The sequence below is a fragment of the Bradyrhizobium sp. 25ACV genome (genome assembly GCF_054863005.1).
On the sequence record NZ_JAVAYO010000014.1, the window covers coordinates 209,054 to 230,917 of the forward strand.

The 21,864-nt window shown below is 64.3% G+C and carries 27 protein-coding genes; 13 read left to right on the plus strand and 14 right to left on the minus strand.

Features of this window, described 5'->3' with window-relative positions; genetic code table 11:
* The gene (locus tag RAD04_RS28720; protein ID WP_461626476.1) at positions 1–843 is read right to left on the minus strand and encodes a metallophosphoesterase family protein; all 843 of its coding nucleotides are present in this window, start codon (positions 841–843) and stop codon (positions 1–3) included.
* A 69-nt stretch (positions 844–912) separates the two neighbouring features.
* Positions 913–1,527, minus strand: coding sequence for an acriflavin resistance protein (locus tag RAD04_RS28725; protein WP_461626477.1), 615 nt, complete (start codon positions 1,525–1,527; stop codon positions 913–915).
* A 151-nt stretch (positions 1,528–1,678) separates the two neighbouring features.
* On the opposite strand from RAD04_RS28725, the gene RAD04_RS28730 reads away from it, so the two are divergent.
* Both RAD04_RS28730 and RAD04_RS28735 read left to right on the plus strand, forming a co-directional pair.
* Entirely contained in the window at positions 1,679–2,101 is a 423-nt protein-coding gene (locus tag RAD04_RS28730; RefSeq protein ID WP_461626478.1) for an MAPEG family protein, read from the plus strand.
* Between the two features lie 39 nt (positions 2,102–2,140).
* Positions 2,141–3,442 carry an RsmB/NOP family class I SAM-dependent RNA methyltransferase gene (locus RAD04_RS28735; RefSeq protein ID WP_461626479.1) on the plus strand — a complete coding sequence of 434 codons (1,302 nt, stop codon included), beginning with the start codon at positions 2,141–2,143 and terminating at the stop codon, positions 3,440–3,442.
* A 261-nt stretch (positions 3,443–3,703) separates the two neighbouring features.
* Here RAD04_RS28735 and RAD04_RS28740 read toward each other — a convergent pair whose 3' ends face one another.
* From RAD04_RS28740 to RAD04_RS28750, 3 genes are all read right to left on the minus strand, one after another.
* Positions 3,704–3,913 (minus strand): cold-shock protein, encoded by a 210-nt coding sequence (locus RAD04_RS28740; protein WP_008141931.1) that lies wholly within the window; start codon positions 3,911–3,913, stop codon positions 3,704–3,706.
* A gap of 267 nt (positions 3,914–4,180) precedes the next feature.
* The gene (locus RAD04_RS28745; protein ID WP_461626480.1) at positions 4,181–4,513 is read right to left on the minus strand and encodes a DHCW motif cupin fold protein; all 333 of its coding nucleotides are present in this window, start codon (positions 4,511–4,513) and stop codon (positions 4,181–4,183) included.
* A 121-nt stretch (positions 4,514–4,634) separates the two neighbouring features.
* Positions 4,635–5,006 carry a nuclear transport factor 2 family protein gene (locus RAD04_RS28750; RefSeq protein WP_461626481.1) on the minus strand — a complete coding sequence of 124 codons (372 nt, stop codon included), beginning with the start codon at positions 5,004–5,006 and terminating at the stop codon, positions 4,635–4,637.
* Between the two features lie 147 nt (positions 5,007–5,153).
* On the opposite strand from RAD04_RS28750, the gene guaA reads away from it, so the two are divergent.
* Entirely contained in the window at positions 5,154–6,752 is a 1,599-nt protein-coding gene (guaA, locus tag RAD04_RS28755) for a glutamine-hydrolyzing GMP synthase (protein ID WP_461626482.1), read from the plus strand.
* A 50-nt stretch (positions 6,753–6,802) separates the two neighbouring features.
* A complete protein-coding gene (locus RAD04_RS28760; protein ID WP_461626483.1) occupies positions 6,803–7,702 on the plus strand; it encodes an HNH endonuclease in 900 nt (299 codons plus the stop codon).
* 77 nt (positions 7,703–7,779) lie between these two features.
* Here the strand turns inward: RAD04_RS28760 and RAD04_RS28765 are convergent, their stop codons facing one another.
* Complete coding sequence (locus RAD04_RS28765; protein WP_461626484.1) at positions 7,780–8,127, minus strand: hypothetical protein; 348 nt, start codon at positions 8,125–8,127, stop codon at positions 7,780–7,782.
* Positions 8,128–8,424: 297 nt separating this feature from the next.
* On the opposite strand from RAD04_RS28765, the gene RAD04_RS28770 reads away from it, so the two are divergent.
* Both RAD04_RS28770 and RAD04_RS28775 read left to right on the plus strand, forming a co-directional pair.
* Complete coding sequence (locus tag RAD04_RS28770; protein WP_461626485.1) at positions 8,425–9,087, plus strand: SRPBCC family protein; 663 nt, start codon at positions 8,425–8,427, stop codon at positions 9,085–9,087.
* The gene (locus tag RAD04_RS28775) at positions 9,087–9,449 is read left to right on the plus strand and encodes an ArsR/SmtB family transcription factor (protein ID WP_461626486.1); all 363 of its coding nucleotides are present in this window, start codon (positions 9,087–9,089) and stop codon (positions 9,447–9,449) included. Before RAD04_RS28770 ends, RAD04_RS28775 begins: the two co-directional genes overlap by 1 nt.
* A 24-nt stretch (positions 9,450–9,473) precedes the next feature.
* Here RAD04_RS28775 and RAD04_RS28780 read toward each other — a convergent pair whose 3' ends face one another.
* Positions 9,474–9,824 carry an AraC family ligand binding domain-containing protein gene (locus tag RAD04_RS28780; RefSeq protein WP_461626487.1) on the minus strand — a complete coding sequence of 117 codons (351 nt, stop codon included), beginning with the start codon at positions 9,822–9,824 and terminating at the stop codon, positions 9,474–9,476.
* A gap of 240 nt (positions 9,825–10,064) precedes the next feature.
* Between RAD04_RS28780 and RAD04_RS28785 the strand changes: the two genes are divergently transcribed.
* Both RAD04_RS28785 and RAD04_RS28790 read left to right on the plus strand, forming a co-directional pair.
* The gene (locus RAD04_RS28785; protein WP_461626488.1) at positions 10,065–11,321 is read left to right on the plus strand and encodes a serine hydrolase domain-containing protein; all 1,257 of its coding nucleotides are present in this window, start codon (positions 10,065–10,067) and stop codon (positions 11,319–11,321) included.
* A 181-nt stretch (positions 11,322–11,502) separates the two neighbouring features.
* Entirely contained in the window at positions 11,503–12,381 is an 879-nt protein-coding gene (locus tag RAD04_RS28790) for an AraC family transcriptional regulator (protein ID WP_461626489.1), read from the plus strand.
* A gap of 103 nt (positions 12,382–12,484) precedes the next feature.
* On the opposite strand, the gene RAD04_RS28795 is transcribed toward RAD04_RS28790, so the two are convergent.
* Entirely contained in the window at positions 12,485–13,366 is an 882-nt protein-coding gene (locus tag RAD04_RS28795; protein WP_461626490.1) for a LysR family transcriptional regulator, read from the minus strand.
* A 152-nt stretch (positions 13,367–13,518) separates the two neighbouring features.
* Between RAD04_RS28795 and RAD04_RS28800 the strand changes: the two genes are divergently transcribed.
* Entirely contained in the window at positions 13,519–14,172 is a 654-nt protein-coding gene (locus RAD04_RS28800; RefSeq protein WP_461626491.1) for a hydrolase, read from the plus strand.
* Between the two features lie 128 nt (positions 14,173–14,300).
* On the opposite strand, the gene RAD04_RS28805 is transcribed toward RAD04_RS28800, so the two are convergent.
* Positions 14,301–14,801, minus strand: a complete 501-nt coding sequence (locus RAD04_RS28805) for a peptide deformylase (RefSeq protein ID WP_461626492.1) — start codon at positions 14,799–14,801, stop codon at positions 14,301–14,303.
* A gap of 78 nt (positions 14,802–14,879) precedes the next feature.
* Between RAD04_RS28805 and RAD04_RS28810 the strand changes: the two genes are divergently transcribed.
* Together RAD04_RS28810 and RAD04_RS28815 are read left to right on the plus strand one after the other, a co-directional pair.
* A complete protein-coding gene (locus RAD04_RS28810; protein ID WP_461626493.1) occupies positions 14,880–15,464 on the plus strand; it encodes a TetR/AcrR family transcriptional regulator in 585 nt (194 codons plus the stop codon).
* 86 nt (positions 15,465–15,550) lie between these two features.
* Positions 15,551–16,129, plus strand: coding sequence for a DUF308 domain-containing protein (locus RAD04_RS28815; protein ID WP_461626494.1), 579 nt, complete (start codon positions 15,551–15,553; stop codon positions 16,127–16,129).
* 4 nt (positions 16,130–16,133) lie between these two features.
* On the opposite strand, the gene RAD04_RS28820 is transcribed toward RAD04_RS28815, so the two are convergent.
* Positions 16,134–16,592, minus strand: coding sequence for a cupin domain-containing protein (locus RAD04_RS28820; RefSeq protein WP_461626495.1), 459 nt, complete (start codon positions 16,590–16,592; stop codon positions 16,134–16,136).
* Positions 16,593–16,962: 370 nt separating this feature from the next.
* Here RAD04_RS28820 and RAD04_RS28825 point away from each other — a divergent pair, with 370 nt between their 5' ends.
* Positions 16,963–18,183 (plus strand): MFS transporter, encoded by a 1,221-nt coding sequence (locus RAD04_RS28825; protein ID WP_461626496.1) that lies wholly within the window; start codon positions 16,963–16,965, stop codon positions 18,181–18,183.
* Positions 18,184–18,204: 21 nt separating this feature from the next.
* Here the strand turns inward: RAD04_RS28825 and RAD04_RS28830 are convergent, their stop codons facing one another.
* Complete coding sequence (locus tag RAD04_RS28830; protein ID WP_461626497.1) at positions 18,205–18,591, minus strand: ester cyclase; 387 nt, start codon at positions 18,589–18,591, stop codon at positions 18,205–18,207.
* A 16-nt stretch (positions 18,592–18,607) separates the two neighbouring features.
* Positions 18,608–19,498: a LysR family transcriptional regulator gene (locus RAD04_RS28835; protein ID WP_461626498.1), complete on the minus strand. Its 891-nt coding sequence runs from the start codon at positions 19,496–19,498 to the stop codon at positions 18,608–18,610.
* Between the two features lie 105 nt (positions 19,499–19,603).
* Between RAD04_RS28835 and RAD04_RS28840 the strand changes: the two genes are divergently transcribed.
* Entirely contained in the window at positions 19,604–20,329 is a 726-nt protein-coding gene (locus tag RAD04_RS28840) for an SDR family oxidoreductase (RefSeq protein ID WP_461626499.1), read from the plus strand.
* Positions 20,330–20,344: 15 nt separating this feature from the next.
* Here RAD04_RS28840 and RAD04_RS28845 read toward each other — a convergent pair whose 3' ends face one another.
* Both RAD04_RS28845 and RAD04_RS28850 read right to left on the minus strand, forming a co-directional pair.
* Positions 20,345–21,217, minus strand: a complete 873-nt coding sequence (locus RAD04_RS28845) for a GNAT family N-acetyltransferase (RefSeq protein WP_461626500.1) — start codon at positions 21,215–21,217, stop codon at positions 20,345–20,347.
* A gap of 46 nt (positions 21,218–21,263) precedes the next feature.
* Positions 21,264–21,617, minus strand: coding sequence for an MmcQ/YjbR family DNA-binding protein (locus RAD04_RS28850; protein WP_461626501.1), 354 nt, complete (start codon positions 21,615–21,617; stop codon positions 21,264–21,266).
* Between the last annotated feature and the right edge of the window lie 247 nt (positions 21,618–21,864).

Consider the following 21,864-nt stretch of genomic DNA (forward strand, 5'->3'; position numbering starts at 1 on the left):
CTAATGCTCGCCGCCCATCTGGACGAGCAGCTCCTCGATGTCGACATCGACCTGGCCCGCGGCCCTGACGTGGCGGACTTCAAAACTGTCGGGTCGGAAGCGGTATTCGACCAGCCCGACTTCCTTGATCGCGATCCGGTCCTGGCGCTGATCGTTGATGACGAAGCCGGCCGACGACGCCCAGACATGGCGGGTGTGGCGCCAGGTGAAGTCGCGCCGCTGGTGCACGTGGCCGCTGGCGATGAGGCGCAGGTCGATCGTCCCCAACATCTCGATCAGCCGTGCCCGCGCCGGCTGCGGCACGTAGCGGATCGCGGTTTCTGGTGTCTCGGGATCGTCGGGCAGATTGAGAAACACCGGCTTGTGCAGGAACAGCGCGACCGGCCGGCCATTCGTGCGCGCGATCTCCTGCGACAGCCAGTCAAACTGCTCGGCCTCGAAGGCGAGCCCCGAGTTCATCACCAGCGAGTTGAGGCCAATGAAGCGCCAGCCGGCGGCCCCGAACGACCAATGGTCTTCGCCGATGAGGTCGCAGAACTGTCGGCGATGCGCTTCCGTGACCGGCGGCTTCGGCGCCGGGCCGACCGCGGTCGGATTATCGCCGATGTCGTGATTGCCGGGGAGGTAGCGGCAGGCGACGGGCAGGGCGTCGTGCAGGTCTTTTGCGAAGACGACATCGTCGCGGCCGGTCGGCCCGTCGAAGGCGACATCGCCGGTGTTGATCACGAGATCGGGCCGGTTGCCGTCGATATGCTCGCTGATCGCCTGGAAGTTGGCGATCAGGCCGGGGAAGCGCCGGCCGAGATGGGTGTCGGAAATCTGCGTCAGGCGAAATTCGGACATGCGATCATCGTACCCGTGCTCGCGCGTCGGAACGATGACGGCGCGGGCATGGATCGCAACGAACAAAGTTTAAAGCACGCGGTACCGGATCGTGTAGGCGTCCTGCGGCGCGACGGTGTCGGCGGGCGGCGAGGCGATGCGGTCGGCGAGGTGCCAGGGGCCGAACTCTTGGGAGCGATGCGGCTCGGCGGGCAGACGGAGGCGGAACTCGAAAGTGCCCTTGCCGGGCAGGTTCACGACCAGCACGCGGTCCGCGGTCCGATGGTTGAGCGCGACCGCGCCGCGCAGCAACGCGCGGCCGTCCGAGAGGTCGCGTACGCCGTCGACCAGCGCCAGCGTCTGGTTGCGGTCGGTATGCAGCTCGATCTGGCTGTCGGTCACCGCCGTCAGCATCGCCCGGGGCATGCGGATCTCGAACTCCACGGCGGGCTTGGACGGATTGAGGCCGAGATAGGCGAGCGCGGCGTGGCGCATGTCGTAGGCGGCAAAGGCGAACAGGGCAGTCGCGGCGAGGGTGGCGAGGCCGTGCCTGATGACGTCGTGCCAGGTCCGGTAGGACAGGCGGAAGTACACAGTCATTGCCAGCGCGACCGCGAGGGCCGCCGCGACGCCCGACAGCGCCGACATCAGGATACCGAGCCCGCCGTCAGCGGAATCGGTCAAAAGGCTGGACAGGGTGTTCATGGCTGGCTCGCCGTGCGGCCCAGGGGCAAATCGCTTTAACTATCGGCAGTTGGTCGCAAGACCGGGAACGCCGGTTCAACTGGTTGATTGTCAGGACCAGCAGACGCGGCTAATGACGGTCTGCGGCGTGCCGCCTTACGGGAAAGTTCCGATGTCTATCCAGATGGTTCTGCTGCCTGTCTTCGTACAGGTGGGGCTCACCTTCGCGCTTCTGATCGGTATGGTGCTGGCGCGCCGCCGCGCCCTGGTTGCGGGCGAGACCAAAATCCGCGACATCGCGCTGGGTGAGCCGAACTGGCCGAAGGGCACCACGCAAATCGGCAATTGCTACCGCAACCAGTTCGAACTGCCGGTGCTGTTCTACGTCCTGATCGCGCTGGCGCTCCCGCTCCGCCATGCCGATCTCTTCATCGTGCTGATGTCCTGGGTGTTCGTGGTGACGCGGTTCGCCCATGCCGGCGTGTTCATCTCCTCGAACGATCTCGGCCGCCGCTCCACGGTCTGGCTCGCCGGCGGCCTCGTGCTGCTGGCGATGTGGATCTACTTCGCGCTGAAGATGCTGTTGTTGATCTGACGGTTAGCCGTCGGATCTGATCTGAAAGATTCAATTCAAATGACCCCCGCTGCCCGGCTGTCCGCAGCCATCGAACTGATCGACACCATCGAGAAAGACCGCGTGCCCGCGGCCAAGGCGCTGAAGGAGTGGGGCACTGCGCACCGCTTTGCCGGCTCGGGCGACCGCGCCGCCATCGCCGGCCTGGTCTGGGACGTGCTGCGCCGCTACGCCTCGAGCGCGTTCCTGATGGAGTCCGACACCGCGCGGGCCAGGTTGATCGGCATGCTCCGGCTCGAGCGCGACATGGACACGGCCACCATGGGCGCGTTGTTCGACGGCAGCCGCTTTGCGCCGGCGCCGCTGACCGAGGCTGAGCAGGCGGCACTCAGCCGGCGTTCTCTCAAGGACGCGCCGGCCGCGATCGCCGGCGACTATCCCGAATGGCTGGATCCGCACCTGGCAAAAGTGTTCGGCGAGGATCGCGCCGCGGAGGCCGCCGCGATGGCGAGCCGGGCGCCGCTCGACCTGCGGGTCAACACGCTTAAATCCAATCGCGACAAGGCGCTGCAGTCGCTTGCTCATCTTCATGCGAAACCGACGCCTTGGTCGGCAACGGGCCTGCGCATCGCGCTTTCGGCCGATGCGCGCAACCCCGGGATCCAGGCCGAAGAGGATTTCATCAAGGGCGGAATTGAAGTGCAGGATGAGGGATCGCAGCTTGCGGCCCAGTTCACCGCGGCAAAGCCCGGCGAGCAGGTGATCGACCTCTGCGCCGGCGCCGGCGGCAAGACGCTGGCGCTCGCCGCCCTGATGCAGGGCAAGGGCCGGTTGATCGCGACCGACAGCGACAAGCGCCAGCTCGCGCCGATCCACGAACGGCTCTCGCGCGCCGGCGTCCACAATGCCGATGTCCGCACGCCCAAGGGCGAGGCCGATCCGTTGGCCGACATCCGCGCCTCTGCCGACCTCGTCGTGATCGATGCGCCCTGCACGGGAACCGGAACCTGGCGCCGCAACCCCGACGCCAAATGGCGGATGCGGCCGGGCGCGCTGGAGATTCGCCTGCGTGACCAGGCCGAGGTGCTGGAGCGCGCGGTGCCGCTCGTGAAGCCGGGCGGCCGCATCGCCTACATCACCTGCTCGGTGCTGTCGGAAGAGAACGGCGAACAGGTGAGGGCGTTCGTCGCGCGCCATGGTGAGTTCGCGGCCGTGCCGCCCGAGCAGACCGCGAGCGTGCTGTGGGACAAGGCGGAGGCGTTTGGCGAGGCCGCGCTGCAATCGCCCGAGGGCTGGCTGATGACGCCGCGGCGGACTGGGACGGACGGGTTCTTCGTCTCGATCCTGAAAAAGGTCTCGTAGGGTGGATTAGCCGGCGGCTTGCGCGCAGCGCAGGCCGGCGGCGTAATCCACCACTTCCGTACCCGGGGACGTAGGCGTTGGCGGATTACGCCTCGCGGGTTGCGCTTTGCGCAATCCGCGGGGCTAATCCGCCCTACGGCACCGCAGCTGCCGCGCCACAGTTCCCCCAAAACAAAAACCCCGCAGACCGGGATCCCGGTCGCGGGGTTTTCTAACTTGACGTTCTGCCGGTACGTCCGTGGTCAGAACGGTGCGCGGGCGTTAGCCGACGCGGAGATTGTCAGCCGAGGACTTGCCGCTGCGACGATCGGCGACGATGTCGAACGAGACCTTCTGACCCTCGTTGAGGGAGGAGAGGCCGGCGCGCTCGACGGCGCTGATGTGCACGAACACGTCCTTCTGGCCGTCATCCGGCTGGATGAAACCATAACCCTTTTGGGTGTTGAACCACTTCACGGTGCCCATAGCCATGGGAATTTCCTTTAGTTAGTTAGATTGAGTACGCACGCGGACCGGTACGCAGCATTGCGCCCATAGTCCCTGATGAGTCGATGTTTGGAGAATTCATCTGAAGCGTGCGCGCCCGTCAGCAACGAAGCGAAGCGGCCCAGTCGTTCGGCCAAGTATCGATGATCACAATATAGCGAGAATTTGGGGCCAGTTCAAGGCACCACCCGTGGCTCGGCACGTCGCACGACTTTGCTATTTTGCGGTGCAAATTAAACCGCCCGGCGGATCTCAGTCCACGATGAAAAGGGTCGCTCCGGTCGCGGTCGAGGACCGGTGCGCGGCGTCGCCGTAGTCCGAGACCTGGTAGCTCATCCCTGCCGTGAGCTTGAATTTGCGCCCGTCGCGCAGCTCGCTGTCGAGCTCGCCATTGAGCACGTAAAGCACGTGGCCGCGATCGCACCAATGGTCGGCCAAATAGCCCGGCGAATACTCGACCATCCGCACCCGGAGATCGCCGATGTTGAGCATGCGCCACCTGGCCTGGCCGGTCTCACCGGGATGCGTGGTGGCCTCGACCTTGCTCCAGTCGGTGACGGTGAAGGGGGAGGCGGGGAGTTTCATGAGGGAGGTCCTGTCTCGGTGCCGGCGGTTTTGTTGTTAGCGCAAGGGCGTGCCGCAGTCTCCGTCATTGCGAGGAGCACTTGCGACGAGAGCGACGCCGCAGCGCCAAAACAGGCCGCGACTAGGCCACCAAATGGTTTGCCGAGCCCTGCACGATCTGGCCCGCATCATTCACCCGCAGATATTCGCAGATCTTCTTCCCGCGCTCGTTCGCGTAGAACACCACGACGCTATCCGGGCTGACGAACAGATCGATCAGCGAAAAATGCAGCTCCGGCAGCAGCCCAAGCGCCTTGCCCCAATACGCCCGCAAAGCGTCCTTGCCGCGGACGGTGCCGCTGGCATCGAACCCCAGCAAAGGAATGCGGTCCGAGGTCATCAATGCGGCCTCGTCATAGAGCGCGAGCACGCGTTCGAGATCGCGCGCGTTCCAGGCCTCGACCCAGGTCCGGCCGAGCGCGGCAAGCGACGATGGCGGGTGGTGCTGTGACATGGCGTTCTCCCTGATCGGCCCCCGTTTGAAGAGGGGAAATTAGGTCAATGATACTTACCTATATCTGCTTTGTCCATGCCCAAAGAAGAATGTGGGCGCGCGGCCCGCGCGGTTGCGGGAAAAGCCCCCGTCGCGTATCTGCTGGCCATGACAGCAGCACAGAACGACCGCTCCGCGTCGACGCCCTCGGTGGCCTCGGCGCACGACAAGATTCTCATCGTCGACTTCGGCAGCCAGGTGACGCAGCTGATCGCGCGTCGCGTGCGCGAGGACGGCGTCTATTGCGAGATCGTCCCGTTCAACAAGGCCGAAGCCGCCTTCAACGAGATGAAGCCGAAGGCGGTGATCCTCTCCGGCGGCCCCGAGTCGGTCCACGAGGCCGGCTCGCCTCGCGCCCCGCAAGCGATATTCGATTCCGGCGTGCCCGTGATGGGCATCTGCTACGGCCAGATGACCATGGCGGCTCAGCTCGGGGGCGAGGTCGAGGGCGGCCATCACCGCGAATTCGGCCGCGCCGACGTCGAGGTGAAGGCGCCGAGCAAGCTGTTCGAGGACGTCTGGTCGTCAGGCGGCAAGAACCAGGTCTGGATGAGCCATGGCGACCGCATCACCAAGATGCCGCCGGGCTTCTCGGTTGCCGGCACCTCGCCGAACGCGCCGTTCGCAATCATCCAGGACGAGAAGCGCAAATATTACGGCCTGATGTTCCACCCCGAAGTGGTGCACACGCCCGACGGCGCGAAACTCATCCGCAACTTCGTGCGCAAGATCGCAGGGCTCACCGGCGACTGGACCATGCGCGCCTTCCGCGAGGAGGAGATCGCGAAGATCCGTCAGCAGGTCGGCAAGGGCAAGGTGATCTGCGGCCTCTCGGGCGGCGTCGATTCCGCAGTCGCGGCCGTGCTGATCCACGAAGCCATCGGCGAGCAGCTCACCTGCGTGTTCGTCGATCACGGCCTGCTCCGCCTCGACGAAGCCAAGACCGTGGTCGACCTGTTCCGCCACCACTACAACATCCCGCTCGTGCACGTGGATGCCTCGAAGCAATTCCTCGGCGAGCTCGAAGGCGTCACCGATCCCGAAACCAAGCGCAAGACCATCGGCCGCCTCTTCATCGAGGTGTTCGAGCAGGAAGCCAAGAAGATCGGCGGCGCCGACTTCCTCGCGCAGGGCACGCTCTATCCTGACGTGATCGAAAGCGTCTCCTTCACCGGCGGACCTTCAGTCACCATCAAGTCGCACCACAATGTCGGCGGTCTGCCCGAGCGCATGAACATGAAGCTCGTCGAGCCCTTGCGCGAGCTGTTCAAGGACGAGGTGCGCAAGCTCGGCCGCGAGCTCGGCCTTCCCGAGATCTTCGTCGGCCGCCATCCGTTCCCGGGGCCGGGCCTCGCCATCCGCTGCCCCGGCGACATCACCCGCGACAAGCTCGACATCCTGCGCAAGGCCGATGCCGTCTACATCGACCAGATCCGCAAGCACGGCCTCTACGACGAGATCTGGCAGGCCTTTGCCGTGCTGCTCCCGGTGAAGACGGTGGGCGTCATGGGCGACGGCCGCACCTACGACTACGTCGTGGGCCTGCGCGCCGTCACCTCAACCGACGGCATGACCGCGGACTTCTATCAGTTCGACATGAAATTCCTGGGCGAGACCGCCACGCGCATCATCAACGAGGTGAAGGGCGTGAACCGGGTGGTGTACGACGTGACGAGCAAGCCGCCTGGGACGATTGAATGGGAGTAGGGGTGCCCATTCAATCTCCAATGTTTCGGAGTGGCGGCACCGATTAAATCATGGGATTTGGGATATTCATCCACCGATCGGACTCGATCTACGATGACAGCCCCGCTGAACAATATCAATTTCCCAGTCAGTATCTTCGCCGCGTTGAAGCCTGCGTCGGTGATTGGATAATCTACTACGAGCCGAGCAAAGTCGCCGAGACACGCGGCTATTTTGCAATCGCTCGGGTTCAACAGGTCATTCCCGACTCCGGTGCTTCAGGGATGTATCTCGCTCTGATTGAGCCCGGAAGTTATCTCGATTTTGCCAATCCGGTGCCCTTCAACGGACCGTCTGGTCCCGTGGAGCGCGGCGTCCTGAATGAGCAGGGACGAGTTTCAGGGCGTGCCCAGTCGGCAGTCCGGCCGATCGCTCCCGACGATTTCAACAGAATATGCGAACTTGGTTTGGCCGAGAATGCGCCGCTGCTGCCGCGGCGCGATGATGACGTTCGACCACTCGATCTTAACGAGGAGCAGGTACCGTTCCACTTCGTGCAGCAGCGCGACCGTGTTAGCCTGACAGTGTCGAGAATTTTGCGCGATCGCGTTTTTCGCCGCATCGTCCTCCGCGCCTATGATGAGCGTTGCGCCATTACGGGGCTAAAGCTCATTAACGGAATGGGGCGTGCGGAAGTCGCGGCTGCTCACATACGGCCAGTCGAGGCACATGGGCCCGACATCGTGAGCAATGGGATCGCTCTGTCCGGTACCGCACATTGGATGTTCGACCGTGGTTTGATCAGCTTGGCCGACGATCTGGAGATACTGATCTCGCGCCAGACAAACGACATGGAAGGAGTCCGATCGATCATCAACAAGTTCGGTCGTGCACTTGAGCCAAGAAGGCCGTCGGATCGGCCTCATCCGCATTTTCTAAAGTGGCACCGCGAGCATTGTTTCAAGCAATGAGAACATTGCCGAGAATTGGTATGATGCGGAGCCCGTAGGATGGGCAGAGCGCAGCGAAACCCATCGCGCTCGCGAAATTATCGCGGCGCCAACCCCGCGCCGTTCTGGAACGCCAGCAGCCCGACGCAGAAGATCGCTGCGCCGACCACCAGCACCACCGGGACCAGATACGGCGACGAGATGACTTCGAGCGCGGGAAATGTCTTGTCTGACACAAACCGCCTGTAAGCCACCCATGCGGTTGCGACGAGGGGGGTGAGGGCGACGATGATGTAGAGAGCCCCGAGGAACCAGCCGAAGGCCGTCAGGTCCTTGGATCGGGTGGCCTCTCCTGCAAAGCCGAGCGCGGCAATCGAGATGAAGGCACTCAGCGCGCTGACGAGAAGCTCGGCAGCCACGACGACGATCGAGACAGTTACATTCATTCCTGGATTCCGTTTGAGAATGGGACGTTCTTGAGGGGCGTCCGTGATTCATCCTGTGCGTGCAGCCTCGTAGCATCGGTACTGAGGTAACGCCAGCGCAAGCGCGCCCCTGGCCGCGTCAGCGCCGGTTGAAGTCCTCCAGGCCGAGGATGAAGCGCGCGACGTCAGGCGCGCGCTCAAGGTGTGCAGCGGAACCCACCGCGCCTAACGGCGAGGTGAGGGTCAAGCTATAATATAAGTATTGACTTATATAAGCATGTGCCGATATTCCTTCCAAAGCCAAAAGGGAGGACCGGGATGGAGATCGACGTTGCCAGGGTGTTGGGACTTGTCACGCGTTCGGTGCGCAATTTCGAGAAGGACGGGAAGGCGGCAAGCGCGGTCACCTTGACGCGGCTCTACGACACCTGCGTCGACGATCTCTGGGATGCGGTGACGAGCAGGGAACGCATCCCGCGCTGGTTTCTGCCGGTCGAGGGAGATCTCCAGCTCGGCGGAAGGTATCAGCTCAAGGGCAACGCGGGCGGCGCCATCACGGCCTGCGCGCCGCCAACTCATTTCGCGGCGACGTGGGAATTTGCAGGCGCGGTGAGCTGGATCGACGTCACGCTGGCGGCAGAACGGAGCCAGGCGCGCTTGACGCTTGAGCACAGCGCGATCATCGAGGATCATTGGAATCAGTTCGGTCCGGGTGCGGTCGGCATCGGTTGGGACCTCGCCATTGCCGGGCTCGAGCGATACGTTGCGACAGGGGCATCGGTCGACCACGAGACGGCCGAGGCGTGGATGGGCTCGCCCGAGGGCAAGGAATTCATGACCGGGAGCGGTGAGTTGTGGCGCGCAGCGCATGTCGCGAGCGGGGTCGATGCGGCCACGGCGAAGCAGCGCTCGGACCGTACCATTGCCTTCTATCGCGGCGAGATGCCGCCTGACATCGCGCACCCCGGCACAGGAAGCTGATGCACGTCTTCGAAGTCCTCGCCGATCCCGTGCGCCGACGTATCCTCGAACTGCTCGCCCCGGGAGAGATGGCCTCTGGGGAAATCGTGGAGGCGATCGGCGCCGAATTCGGCATCACGCAAGCCGCCGTGTCGCAGCACCTGAAGGTGCTGCGCGAGAGCGGCTTTGCGACCGTTCGGGCCGAAGCGCAAAGACGCCTCTACTCGGTCGACGCGGCTGGACTTCAGGCAGTGGATGCGTGGGTCGGTCGGTTCAGGACTTTCTGGGAGCCGAAGCTGGACGCGCTGGCGACCGAGATCGCGCGCGGCAAGCGGGAGCGGCGCAATGCACCGCTGACCAAGCGGAGCGGCAAGAGGGCCTGAGAGCTGTGCCGAACCCGAAGCGCCTCACTCGCGCGCCTCCTGCCAATGTGGATAGGTGACGTAGGCCGTGACGGCGCCTTGCTCGTGCGAGCGGATGGTGACCTTCTCGCCCTTGGGCATGTAGACGATCTCGCCGGGGCCGGCGGTGACGGTGCCGGCTGCACTCGACACCGACAGCTTGCCCTCCAGCACGAGCATGACATCGTCCACGACGAGCTTTTCATCGAGGCTCTGGTTCGGCGCATAGCGGCCGAATCCGATGGTGATCGGGCCGCCGTGGCGCTGGTCGATCACGTTGCCTGCGAAAATGTCTCCGTCCTGCCCGGGCGAGCGTTCGAACGACGCATCCGCCACGGCAAACTTGCGAACCTTCATGGGATCCTTCCGTTCTGCGCCTGAGTTGACAGGATGGAACGGTAGACGCCCGAGGCCGGTGTTTGTTCAAGGTCGCCGCGGGACGGTTTGACGCAGCGCCATCCATCAGGAGGTCTCGGCCGCACCTCTGGCGATGAACGATTGCCTGATCGGCGCGCAGGGACCCGGCGCAAACGTCGGATCTCCGCCACGTTCGGCCGTGATACGACATCCGCATCGTCCTCTCCGGAGCCAGCCTGCATGTCCACCGCGATCGCCCCCAGCCAACAGCCCGCAACCGCCGCCGAGACCGACCCCGAGACCGTCGGCTGGATGAAGGGCTTTCCGCCGGCGCCGGATCGCACCATCACCTTCCAGAACGGCTCGTTCCGCAGCTTTCCCGAGCTGCGCTGGGCCTGGAGCAATGTCCGGCAGCTGGTGCCGACGGTAAACGTCTGGCGCGGGGCAGGGCCGGCCTCGCCACTTCCGCGCGAGGACCACGACATCGGCGCGGTCGCATCGACCACGATGGACGGCCGGCCCATGACCTTCGCAAAAATGTTGGAGGAGACTTACGCGGACGGCATCGCCGTGCTGCATAGGGGCAAGCTGATCTATGAGCGCTATTTTGGCGCGTTGAAACCGCACAAGCCGCATATCGGAATGTCGGTGACGAAGTCGTTCACCGGCGTGCTTGCCGGCATTCTGGTGGCCGATGGCAGGATCGATCCGCAGGCGCCTGTCACCGACTATGTGCCGAAGCTGAAGGTCAGCGCGTTCGGAGATGCGCGCGTGCACGAGGTCATGGATATGACCACGGGGCTTGCATACACCGAGGTCTACACCGACAAGAATTCCGCCGTATGGGGCTTGCGGCGCGCCAACGGCATGGCGCCGATCGAGCCTGATTATGACGGCCCGACCACCATTTTCGATTTCCTCGTGGCGCAGAAGAAGCAGGGCGAGCACGGCAAGGTCTTTGCGTACAAGACCGTCAACACCGACGTGCTGGCCTGGATCATCAGGCGCGCCAGCGGCATGACGCTGTCCGATTTTCTGTCCGAGCGCATCTGGATCCCCATGGGTGCGGAGGAGGATGCATATTATCACGTCGACCGCATCGGCACCGAAAGTGGCGGCGGCGGCCTCTCCACCAGCTTGCGCGACCTCGCCCGCTTCGGCGAGACCATGCGCAACCAGGGCTGCTTCAACGGTCGCCAGATCGTGCCTTCATCCGTGGTCGAGGACATCGCGCGCGGCGGCGACCCCGAAAAGTTCAAGGCCGCCGGCTACACCACCTTGCCCGGCGCCTCCTATCGCAACCAATGGTGGGTCAGCCACAACGCCCACGGTGCCTACATGGCGCGCGGCGTTTACGGCCAGGGCATCTATGTCGATCCCAAGGCCGAGATGGTGATCGCGCGCTACGCATCGCACCCCGTCGCGGGCAACGCCGCCAACGATCCCGTGACGCTGCCGGCTTATATGGCGTTGGCGAAGGCGCTGATGGCGGGATAAGTGCGTAGGGCGGATTAGCCGCAAGGCGTAATCCGCCGCTGCTCGCTCGAGATGGCGGATTACGCTTCGCTAATCCGCCCTACGGGCCGGCGAACGCCCCGATATCCTTTCAAACCGCAAGATCGGTCGAGCGCGTTATCGCCATCTGCGACTAGATCGAGCCGCCACGGAAGGAGCGAAGATGAAGGCGGCGCTGCAAAACTATCAGGACCGGATGCGACGGGTGCTGGATCATATCGACCGGCATCTCGACGATGATCTGGACCTGGACGGCTTAAGCGCTGTTGCCGCGTTCTCGAAGTTTCATTTCCACCGGCAATTCACCGCGACCTTCGGGTTGTCAGTGCATCGCTATGTCCAGTTGGCCCGTATGAAGCGCGCTTCGCATCAGCTGGCTTACGGTAAAGCCCAAAGCGTCACCGATATTGCGATGGATGCCGGTTACGATACGCCGGACGCCTTCGCCCGCGCCTTTCGGCAACGGTTCGGGCAATCGCCGTCGTCGTTCCGGAAGTCTCCCGACTGGGAGCCGTGGCTTGCGGCCTTCGGGCCTCTAGACAATGCGAGGAACAAGCTCATGAAGACCTTTAGCAGTGACGATGTGACGATCCGCGAGGTGCCCACCACGCGGGTGGCGATCATGGAGCATCGGGGCGACCCGGCGACGCTCGGCGCCACCATCCAGCGGTTCATCGCTTGGCGCAGAGCCGCCGGCCTGCACCCCAGGACAAGCCCGACCTTCAACGTCTGGCGATCCGAGCGGCGTCCTGCGTCGTCGGCTGACTATAGCACGGACCTCTGTGTTGGCACCGACCAGCCGATCGAGGCGAATGGCGAAGAGATCAAGGCCGGCGAGATCCCTGGCGGACGCTGTGCCGTGCTGCGAATCGTCGGCTACACCGACAATCTGGAGCCCGCCGCGCTCTACCTCTATCGCGACTGGCTTCCGGCCAGCGGCGAGGAAGCCCGCGACTTCCCGATCTATTGCCAGCGGCTGAGCTTCTTCCCGGAAGTGCCCGAACATGAAACGGTCGCGGATTTGTTCTTGCCGCTGAAATAGCGCTGCTAGGACCCTATCGTGCCGCGACAGCCGCTGGATCCGGCAACCACCGTCAGTCGTCGCCTTCGTGATCCAGATCTGGAGACCACGCCGGCGGGGGAGTTCACGCAGGATGCGGAGCGGGCTCACAATACTCGATCAGCAATTCCGTGAGGACCCGTATCTTCCGCGCGGGATGCTGACCCGGTGGGCGGATCACATATGCACCCGCCGGAGGCGGGGGATATCGTGTCATGACCGGCACAAGCGCTCCGGAGGCTACATATTCGCGAGTGAGACTGTCGGGAAGATAGGCGATTCCGAGTCCTGCCGTTGCGGCCAAGACCAGAGCTGTGCCGTTGTCGGCCTTGAAGCGTCCCTGCGGACGAACCGTGACGATCTTGTCGCCATCCATGAGCTGCCACGCTTCGGTGCCTTGCATGAGGGCCTCATGGGCGCCGAGTTCTTCCGGCGACTCGGGCGACCCATGGGCGTTGATGTAGTCCGGGCTCGCGACAAGCTTTCCATAGACGGCGCCGACGCGTCTTGCGATCAAATTGGAGTCCTGAAGATAACCAACCCGTATCGCACAATCGTAACCCTCCGTGACGAGATCGACGAAGCGATCACTGTAGCAGGTGTGGATCTGGAGCTGGGGATGACGTCGGGCCATTTCCGACAGGATGGGAGCGAAGTGAGTCGGGCCGAAGGAAAACGGCACTGCAACCCGCAAGCGGCCGCGCAGCTCTCCAGCGGGTAGGATCGCCTCCCTCGCTGCATCGATCTCGGCGCTGACTCTGGCTGCATAATCGCGGAAGGTAACGCCGGCTTCCGTGAGCGCAGCCCCGCGGGTCGTTCGTGCAAGGAGTTGGACGCCAAGTTCCTCTTCAAGCCGGAGGAGCCGACGACTGACGATCGATTTGGCGACGCCCAGCCGAAGCGCGGCGGATGAAATTCCCCCGGTATCAGCGACTTCGACGAACGTCTGTATCTCTTCGATATCCAATTCAGCGTTCCTCATTCCGCGACACAGCGTGCCGCAATGCGACACTACCGCATCGCACTCGGGAACACCAATCTCGGCGTTGGCTACGTCGCTGCTGGCGTACGTCTTTAAAAAAACCAGTGCCGCTCACAACGGCAATAGAGGATGCAACGATGAACTTTCGTAACGGCCTTGCTTCGCTTCTTCGTCCCGAAGACTCGGTGCTCGTTCTGATCGACCACCAGCCTTATCAGCTCGCGAACGTGAACAGCCACGAACCGCAGATGGTGATCAACAATACGACAGGTCTGGCCAAAGCCGCGAAGACCTTCGGTGTCCCCACGATCCTGACCACGGTGATCGCTGAGCGGGGTGGTCTCCTGTTCCCTCAGATCACGGATGTCTTTCCTGGCCAGGACGTGATCGACCGGACGTTCATCAACACCTGGCAGGACCGAAAGGTGGTGGACGCAGTCAAGGCCACGGGCCGCAAGCAGCTCATTATCGCCGGCCTGTGGACCGAAATTTGCGTTGCGATGCCGGCGATTCAGGCCCTCGGCGAAGGCTGGGATGTAACGGTGATCACCGATGCCTCTGGCGCCGTGTCAGTGGAGGCCCACGAGGTCGCAATCCAGCGGATGATTGCGGCCGGGGCGAATATGATGACCTGGCTGGCGCTGGCGGCCGAATGGCAGCGCGACTGGGCTCGGACCGATCAAGCTGTGGCGCTGACAGAGGTGATCACGCAGCATGCCGGCGGTAGCGGCATCGCGTATCTGTGGGAGCAGCAGTTGCTCAACACGCCTGTTCCCGGCAACGCAGGATGATCTGAGCGAGGGTGCGAAGGTCTCGCCAGCGGCTGCGCGAAAGCAAAGGCCGCTGGCGTCATCCAGCAACTCATGCCCGTCGCGCTGGGGAGCGCGGTGGGGCGGTGGATTGCGCGTCCGCTAGTCCCCTACGAGTCCCGCGACATCTTCTCGAACTTCTTCACCAGCCGCTCGCGCTTCAGCCGCGACAGCCGCTGGATCCAGAACAAGCCGTCGAGCTGGTCGATCTCGTGCTGGTGGCAGACGGCGCGCAAGGCTTCCGACTCCTCGCTCTGCAATTCGCCGTCGAGATCGTGGTAGCTGATCCGCACCCGGGCGTGGCGCTGCACCTCGTCATTGACGCCCGGCATCGAGACGCTGCCTTCGCGGTGCAGGATCATCTCGGGTGACGTCCATTCAATGACCGGATTGACGTAGGTGAGGGGGCCACCCTTGGCGTCGAGCTCGAGCACGACGAGCCGCAGCGGCACGCCGATATGCGGCGCGGTGATGCCGATGCCGGGGGCGGCGCGCATGGTGTCAAGCAGGTCTGCTGCAAGCTCGCGCAAGCCGTCGTCGAATGTGGTGACCGGACGTGCCGGCATTGTGAGCCGGCGATCGGGGTAACGGACGATGGGGCGGATGGTCATGCAGGGCTCCTACCACTCACGGAGGGTTGAAGCACGCCGTTCTTGACGACCTACCAACTGGAAGGTAGCTAACCTGCCATGACCAAGATTTCCTCGACCGCCGACGACATTCTGGCCTGCGCTCGCACGCTGATCATTGCAGGCGGCTACAACGGCTTCAGTTACGCCGATGTGGCCGAGATCGTCGGCATCCGCAAACCGAGCATCCATCACCATTTCGCCAGCAAGGTCGATCTGGTCCGCACCCTCGTGTCGCGATATCGCGAGGAAGCCCAGGCGGGGCTGGCGGCCATGGAGCGAAACGTCCCCGACCCCGGCGAGCAGCTCAAGAGCTATCTCGCGTATTGGGAAGCGTGCATCAAGGACGCGACGGCTCCGTTCTGTGTTTGCGCGCTGCTCGCCAGCGAGCTTCCGATCCTGCCTGAGGAAGTCGCGCTCGAGGTCCGGGCTCACTTCCGCTCCCTGGCGTCGTGGCTGACATCGGTGATGGAGCGCGGCAAGCGGCAGGGGCGGCTCCAGCTCTCCGGCACGGCTCGGGTCGAGGCTGAAGGATTCATGGCCACCGTTCACGGCGCGATGCTGTCGGCGCGGGCCTATGGCGATCCAAAGATGTTCGGGATCATCGCCCGGCCGTTGCTGGATCGGCTTTCCCCCAGGCACTGACGCAACCGGCACGCTGCAATCGACCTGAACGGCGGGGCGATTTCGTTTCGCAAGAAAACTACCAACTAGTAGGTAAGGAAGAGAAAATGAGAGATCTTGAGATGGCTTCGGATACGTCCGAGCGTGCGCAATGGCTGAAGCAATACTATTTCCTTCGCGCCGCGTTTTCCGTTGCCTGGGTCATTGCCGCCTTTGCCGTCGCGCCGTCGTCTGCGGCAATCGCGGGAACGTTGCTCGTCGCCTATCCAGCATGGGACGCCGCGGCCAATTATCTCGACGCGTTCTGCAGCGGCGGATTGAACCAAAACCGCACCCAGTCCCTGAACGTATTGGTCAGCCTGGCGACCGCCATCGCGGTCATCCTCGCCTTGCGTGTGAGCATGAATTGGGTGCTCGGGATCTTCGGTGCGTGGGCGGTCCTTGCCGGATTGCTTCAGCTCGGCACGGCGGTCCGGCGCTGGAGGAGCTACGGCGCGCAATGGGCCATGGTGCTCAGCGGAGGCCAGTCGGCGCTGGCGGGCGGCTTCTTCATCTTTCAGGCTACGATGCCCGCAATCCCGTCGATCGCGAACGTCGCGGGCTACGCTGCGGTCGGCGCACTGTACTTCCTTGTCTCGGCGGTCTGGCTCACCGTCAGCACGTGGCGCCGTGGCGTGCCGCTGTGAGACGTCACGCCGGATAGGGCGTGCCGTCCTTGTGCAGGAAGCGGCCGTCGGACGCCGGGCTCATCATGTCGATGTCGGAGCAGGTGATGAGGTCGTCGGGTGAGCGCGAGCCGATTTCGAGATAGACGGCCGTTGTATCCGACCGGTTGACCATGTGATGGCCGTTGCCGCTAGCCTTGGGGAAGGCGGCGCAGTCGCCCGCACGCAGCACGGTTTCGCCGCCGTCCTCGATCAGGGTCACTTCGCCTTCGAGCACATAGACGAACTCGTCCTCGTGCGAATGCCAGTGCCGCTGGCTCGACCAGTTGCCCGGCGGCAGGCGCATCAGGTTGATCCCGAAATCCCTCAGGCCCCCGGCATCGCCGAGCCGCTGGCGGATGCGATCAGCGCAAGGCGCATTGAAGGGCGCCGGATAACCGGAGCCCTTGCGCGTTGGCACGGCAGCGATGTCGATCTTTGGCATGGATGCGTCCCTGGAGTTGGCGATATGGGCTGGGGAGAGCGTGCCGCGATGGAGAGCGAATACGGCCATGGACCTCGCCGTACTCGCGAGTCCTGGATCGCGACGTCACGATCGCGGGGGTAGAAGGGATGAAGAGCGGGATGACGATATGGTGCCGGTGTTTTGCCCGACGAGTCAAATCGCGTCGTCTTTCCGCAAATCATCTGCCTCGTAAGTCATTGATCCGACAGCGCCCGGCTACTGTGCATGGGGTTGTTTTTCGATTTTGTGCTGGCAGCTCACAAAAGCGTGCGGCAAAAATGACGTTCCATTGTCGGCCAGCCCTGTTCCCATTCGTCTTCCACCCAGACAGACCTGACGGGAGACCGAAATGACTTCTTCCAACTATCGCTGGGTGATCGTCGCCGCCGGCGGCCTGCTCGGCTGCGTGGCGATCGGCGGCATGTTTTCGCTGCCGGTGTTCCTGCAGCCGATCGCCAAGGACACCGGCTGGTCGGTGACCGGCATCTCCAGCGCGATGACGATCGGCTTTTTGGCGATGGCCTGCACCAGCATGGTCTGGGGCACGCTGTCCGACAGGTTCGGGCCGCTGCCGGTGGTGCTGACGGGATCGACGGTGCTGGCGCTCAGCCTGTTCGCGGCGAGCCATGCGACCTCCCTGATCGTGTTCCAGTTCGTGTTCGGCCTTCTGGTCGGCGCCTCCTGTGCGGCGATCTTCGCGCCGATGATGGCGACCGTGACCGGCTGGTTCGATACCCATCGCAGCCTTGCCGTGTCGCTGGTGTCGGCCGGCATGGGCGTGGCGCCGATGACGATGGCGCCGCTCGCCGCCTGGCTCGTCTCGAACCACGACTGGCGCACCTCGATGCAGATCATCGCGCTCGTCGTCGGCGCCATCATGATTCCGGTCTCGTTCCTGGTGCGCCGCCCGCCGGCGCTCGCCAATGCGGCGGTCGCACCGACGGGTGAGGGGGCCGCGCAGAGCGAGATGTCGATGGGCGAGGCGCTGCGCTCCCCGCAATTCCTCATCCTGCTCGCGACCAACTTCTTCTGCTGCGCCACCCATTCCGGTCCGATCATTCACACCGTCAGCTATGCCGTGAGCTGCGGTATCCCGCTGGTCGCGGCGGTGACGATCTACAGCATCGAGGGTTTTGCCGGTCTCGGCGGGCGCATCGCCTTCGGCCTGATGGGCGACCGTTTCGGGGCCAAGCGGGTGCTGGTCTCGGGGCTGCTGCTCCAGGCGTTCGGCGCGCTCGCCTACGTCTTCGCCCATGAGCTCGCGACCTTCTACGCCGTCGGCGCCGTGTTCGGCTTCATCTATGCCGGCACCATGCCGCTCTACGCCGTGCTGATCCGCGAAAACTTTCCGCTGCGGATGATGGGCACGGTGATCGGCGGCACCGCGATGGCCGGCAGCCTCGGCATGGCGACGGGCCCGCTCGCCGGCGGCCTGATCTACGACGCCTTCTCCAGCTACGCCTGGCTCTATATCGCTTCCTGGGCGATGGGCCTGGGTGCCTTCCTGATGGCGATGAATTTCAGGCCGTTCGCGAAGCCGCAAGGCGAGGTGGCGCCGGCAGCGGCGTAGGTTCGACATCGAGGCGCAAGGTCAGAGCTGCGCCTCGATCGCGGTCTTGTCGATCACCGACCAGACCTGCCGGATCTTGTCGTTGCCGAATTCGTAGAACACGTTCTCGCAAAACGACACGCGCCTTCCGTTGACGGCAAGCCCAAGGAACGTCCCGACCGGCGTGCAACCGAACTTCAGTCGTGCCGCGATGCGTGGTGGATCGATGACGAGCATCTCGATGTGGAATTGCAGGTCGGGTATCTCCCGAAAATCACGCTCGAGCATCGCGCGATAGCCGGAGAGCCCGAGCGGCCGCGAATTGTGGGCGACCTCATCATGCACGAACTGGCCGAGCGCCGGCCAATCCTGCCGGTTCAGGCAGGCGATGTAGGCACGGTAGATGCCGGCGAGCTCTTCTTTCTCCATACGGGCTCCTTCCGGTTCACGCGCGCCGCCGCAGATGCTCGATCAGCGCGCGCAGCTTCGGTGCGACGTTGCGGCGGCTCGGGTAGTAGAGATAGAATCCGGCGAAGCAGGGGCAATAGTCCTCCAGGATCGGCACCAGCTCGCCGCGCGCGATCGCGGGGCGAAAGCTCGCCTCCATGCCGAAGGTGATGCCGGCGCCGGCCACCGCCAGCTTGATCATCAGCGCCATGTCGTTAGTCGTAATCTCGGGCGCGACCGCGACGCTGAACTCCTTGCCGTCGTCGGCAAACTCCCAGCGATAGGGGACAACGTTCGGCGCCGGACGCCAGCCGATACAGCGAAAGGACGCAAGCTCGGACGGATGCGCGGGCACGCCGAAGCGGTCGCGGAAATCCGGCGCGCAGACGGCGAGTTGGCGTTCCTCTCCGGCGATCGGCGCCGCAATCATGTCCTGCTCGATGACCTCGCCAAGGCGGACGCCGGCGTCGTAGCCGGCGGCGACGATGTCGAATTCCGCATCCGTCACGGTGATGTCGAGCTGCACCTCCGGGTTCGCCTCGGCGAAGGCCGCAAGAAAGGGCCCCGAGAGAAAATGCTCGGCGATCGAGGAGACGGCGAGGCGTAGCAATCCGCGCGGCCGCCCGCGCAGCGCCTCGGTGCCGTCGAGCGCGGCGCGCATGTCCGCGATCGCAGGCGCGACCTCCGCATGCAGCCGCTCGCCGGCCTCGGTCAGGCTGACGCTGCGCGTGGTGCGCTGGACCAGCGCGATGCCGAGCGTTTCCTCCAGCCGCCGGATCGTCTGGCTCACCGCCGAGCGGGTTACGCCGAGACGGTCGGCGGCGGCGCGGAAATTCCGCTCTTCGGCGACCAGCGCAAAGACGGCGAGGGCGTTGAGATCTGGTTCCATCGGTTAGCGCAGCTTGTCAGTGTGGTTAGGTATCGTCGTCTTATCACAGCGATGGCGCCGGTCCATCTTCCCGCGGTCACTCCGAAAGCAACGGGAAGAACCCTCATGCCAATCGACAAAGTCATTCTCATCACCGGCGCCTCCAGCGGTATCGGCGCAGGCATTGCGCGCGAGCTGGCTGCATCCGGCGCGAAGGTTCTGCTCGGCGCGCGGCGCACCGACCGTCTGAACGCGCTTGCGGCTGAGTTGAACGGGCGGGGCGGAACGACGCTCGCGCATCCGCTCGACGTTACCGACCGCGCCAGCGTTGCCGCCTTTGCGGACGCAGCGCGCGGGGTCTGGGGCCGTGTCGACGTCATCGTCAACAATGCCGGCGTGATGCCCCTGTCGCTGATGGCCTCGCTCAAGGTCGAGGAGTGGGACCGCATGGTCGACGTCAACATCAAGGGCATGCTCTACGGCATCGCCGCCGTGCTGCCGGAGATGGTGGCGCGCGGCTCCGGCCAGATCGTCAACATCGCCTCGATCGGTGCGCTGAGCGTGTCGCCGACGGCAGCCGTCTACTGCGCCACGAAATATGCGGTGCGGGCGATCTCGGATGGCCTGCGCCAGGAGCACGATAATATCCGCGTCACCTGCATCCATCCCGGCGTGGTCGAAAGCGAGCTCGCGGGCACTATCACCGATCCCGTGGCCGCCGAGGCCATGAAGACGTATCGGGCGATTGCGCTTCAGCCGGACGCCATCGCCCGCGCGGTGCGCTTCGCCATCGAGCAGCCCGATGACGTCGACGTCAACGAGATCGTCGTGCGGCCGACGCGGACGAGGTGACGATACCCATCCGCATCAGATGCGCTTTTCGAAGAACAGGTCCGGATAGGGATCGTCATTGTAGCGTGGGATCTCGCGCCAGCCCGTGGTGCGGTAGAGCTGGCCGGCCTCGGGCAGCGCGCTGTTGGTGTCGAGCCGCAGCAGCGTGATGCCGAGCTCGCGCGCGGCGCTCTCGGCCGCGTCCATCAGGCGCCGGCCGAGCCGCAATCCGCGCGCGGCGGGCGCCACCCACAGCCGCTTGATCTCGGCGTGACCGTGATCGGTTCCCTTCAGGCCCACGCAGCCGATCGGCAGTGTGTCCGACATCGCGACGATGAAGCTGCCGCGCGGGCGGCGCATGTCTTTGGCGTCAGGGTCGCGCGACAGCGAGACGTCGAAGCCTTGGCTGAAGCGGCGGCCGAGCTCGGCGTAATACTCGCCGAGGCAGTAGCGCGCTTGCTCGCTCCGCGGATCCATCTCCTCCAGCGCAACACGCTCGCGCGTCAATGCGGACGCGATCAGGTCCATCGCCGCCAGCAGGGCGTCAGCTTGCGAATGCCGCGCGAGCAAGCCCTCGGCCTGTGTGTTCGACAGCGCCTCGTAGGCCGCGAACTCGCGCCGGCCCGCACGCGTCAATGTCACGACCCGGCGGCGGGCATCGTCCTCATGCGCGGCGGTCTCGACCAGACCGTCCTCTTCCAGGCTGCGCAGCAGCCGGCTCATCAGACCGGAATCCAGGCCGAGATAGTCGCGGATATCGGCCACGTCCGAACGCCCGTGCCCGATCGCATTGAGCACACGCGCCGCGCCGAGCGGGCGGCCGCGCCCAAGAAAAGAGGTATCGAGCGCACCGACGGCGGAGGTGACGGCACGGTTGAAGCGGCGAACGCGAGAAACGGGGTCGAGCATGATGTCTGACTTTAGTCAGATATCGTGCTGTGTCAATCGGACTGGCTTAGCCGAGGCCCAGTTCCTTGCGGGCCTTCCGCGTCAGCTTCGCCACGATCAGCGCATGAGCCTGGGCGAGATAGCCGGCAAGCGCGGCATCCGGCAGCGAATTGTTGCTGACGAGCTGCACCCATTTGGCGCGCGCAAGGTATGGCGCCGGCCGCGCCGCGGCATGCTCGATCAGCATCGCATAGGCCATGTCCGAGACCTTGAACATGTAACCGCCGGAGCCTGCGGCAAAGCCGCCACTGAGTGCGAACATCTTGCCGCCGACCTTGAACACGGAGGTGCCCTCCCACTGCACCACCTTGGTGACGGCGGGCAGGCGCAGGCAACGTGCTTCAAAATTTCTCGGCGTCATGACGCGAGCGATAGCATGCTGCGCGCGACTTGCAACGTCTAGCCGCCGACCGCGACGCAAGCTTAGCGCAGAAGCTGCAAGCGCAGGCGCTGGGCGTGATCCACCTTTCTCTGTGGCGGCAGAGAGGGTGGATGACACTTGGCTCATCCACCTCCCGCACCTACAAGCGGTTGTGTTGCCCGACGCGCAAAACACGCTAGCCGTGGGGCAATACGCCCAGACAGAAATATTCGCCTTTACAGAATTT

Bases quoted from the DNA above. Each gene is read 5' to 3' on its own strand.
- RAD04_RS28720 (WP_461626476.1), bottom strand. From the start codon at position 843: ATGTCCGAATTTCGCCTGACGCAGATTTCCGACACCCATCTCGGCCGG.
- RAD04_RS28725 (WP_461626477.1), bottom strand. From the start codon at position 1,527: ATGAACACCCTGTCCAGCCTTTTGACCGATTCCGCTGACGGCGGGCTC.
- RAD04_RS28730 (WP_461626478.1), top strand. From the start codon at position 1,679: ATGTCTATCCAGATGGTTCTGCTGCCTGTCTTCGTACAGGTGGGGCTC.
- RAD04_RS28735 (WP_461626479.1), top strand. From the start codon at position 2,141: ATGACCCCCGCTGCCCGGCTGTCCGCAGCCATCGAACTGATCGACACC.
- RAD04_RS28740 (WP_008141931.1), bottom strand. From the start codon at position 3,913: ATGGCTATGGGCACCGTGAAGTGGTTCAACACCCAAAAGGGTTATGGT.
- RAD04_RS28745 (WP_461626480.1), bottom strand. From the start codon at position 4,513: ATGAAACTCCCCGCCTCCCCCTTCACCGTCACCGACTGGAGCAAGGTC.
- RAD04_RS28750 (WP_461626481.1), bottom strand. From the start codon at position 5,006: ATGTCACAGCACCACCCGCCATCGTCGCTTGCCGCGCTCGGCCGGACC.
- guaA (WP_461626482.1), top strand. From the start codon at position 5,154: ATGACAGCAGCACAGAACGACCGCTCCGCGTCGACGCCCTCGGTGGCC.
- RAD04_RS28760 (WP_461626483.1), top strand. From the start codon at position 6,803: ATGGGATTTGGGATATTCATCCACCGATCGGACTCGATCTACGATGAC.
- RAD04_RS28765 (WP_461626484.1), bottom strand. From the start codon at position 8,127: ATGAATGTAACTGTCTCGATCGTCGTCGTGGCTGCCGAGCTTCTCGTC.
- RAD04_RS28770 (WP_461626485.1), top strand. From the start codon at position 8,425: ATGGAGATCGACGTTGCCAGGGTGTTGGGACTTGTCACGCGTTCGGTG.
- RAD04_RS28775 (WP_461626486.1), top strand. From the start codon at position 9,087: ATGCACGTCTTCGAAGTCCTCGCCGATCCCGTGCGCCGACGTATCCTC.
- RAD04_RS28780 (WP_461626487.1), bottom strand. From the start codon at position 9,824: ATGAAGGTTCGCAAGTTTGCCGTGGCGGATGCGTCGTTCGAACGCTCG.
- RAD04_RS28785 (WP_461626488.1), top strand. From the start codon at position 10,065: ATGTCCACCGCGATCGCCCCCAGCCAACAGCCCGCAACCGCCGCCGAG.
- RAD04_RS28790 (WP_461626489.1), top strand. From the start codon at position 11,503: ATGAAGGCGGCGCTGCAAAACTATCAGGACCGGATGCGACGGGTGCTG.
- RAD04_RS28800 (WP_461626491.1), top strand. From the start codon at position 13,519: ATGAACTTTCGTAACGGCCTTGCTTCGCTTCTTCGTCCCGAAGACTCG.
- RAD04_RS28805 (WP_461626492.1), bottom strand. From the start codon at position 14,801: ATGACCATCCGCCCCATCGTCCGTTACCCCGATCGCCGGCTCACAATG.
- RAD04_RS28810 (WP_461626493.1), top strand. From the start codon at position 14,880: ATGACCAAGATTTCCTCGACCGCCGACGACATTCTGGCCTGCGCTCGC.
- RAD04_RS28815 (WP_461626494.1), top strand. From the start codon at position 15,551: ATGAGAGATCTTGAGATGGCTTCGGATACGTCCGAGCGTGCGCAATGG.
- RAD04_RS28820 (WP_461626495.1), bottom strand. From the start codon at position 16,592: ATGCCAAAGATCGACATCGCTGCCGTGCCAACGCGCAAGGGCTCCGGT.
- RAD04_RS28825 (WP_461626496.1), top strand. From the start codon at position 16,963: ATGACTTCTTCCAACTATCGCTGGGTGATCGTCGCCGCCGGCGGCCTG.
- RAD04_RS28830 (WP_461626497.1), bottom strand. From the start codon at position 18,591: ATGGAGAAAGAAGAGCTCGCCGGCATCTACCGTGCCTACATCGCCTGC.
- RAD04_RS28835 (WP_461626498.1), bottom strand. From the start codon at position 19,498: ATGGAACCAGATCTCAACGCCCTCGCCGTCTTTGCGCTGGTCGCCGAA.
- RAD04_RS28840 (WP_461626499.1), top strand. From the start codon at position 19,604: ATGCCAATCGACAAAGTCATTCTCATCACCGGCGCCTCCAGCGGTATC.
- RAD04_RS28845 (WP_461626500.1), bottom strand. From the start codon at position 21,217: ATGCTCGACCCCGTTTCTCGCGTTCGCCGCTTCAACCGTGCCGTCACC.
- RAD04_RS28850 (WP_461626501.1), bottom strand. From the start codon at position 21,617: ATGACGCCGAGAAATTTTGAAGCACGTTGCCTGCGCCTGCCCGCCGTC.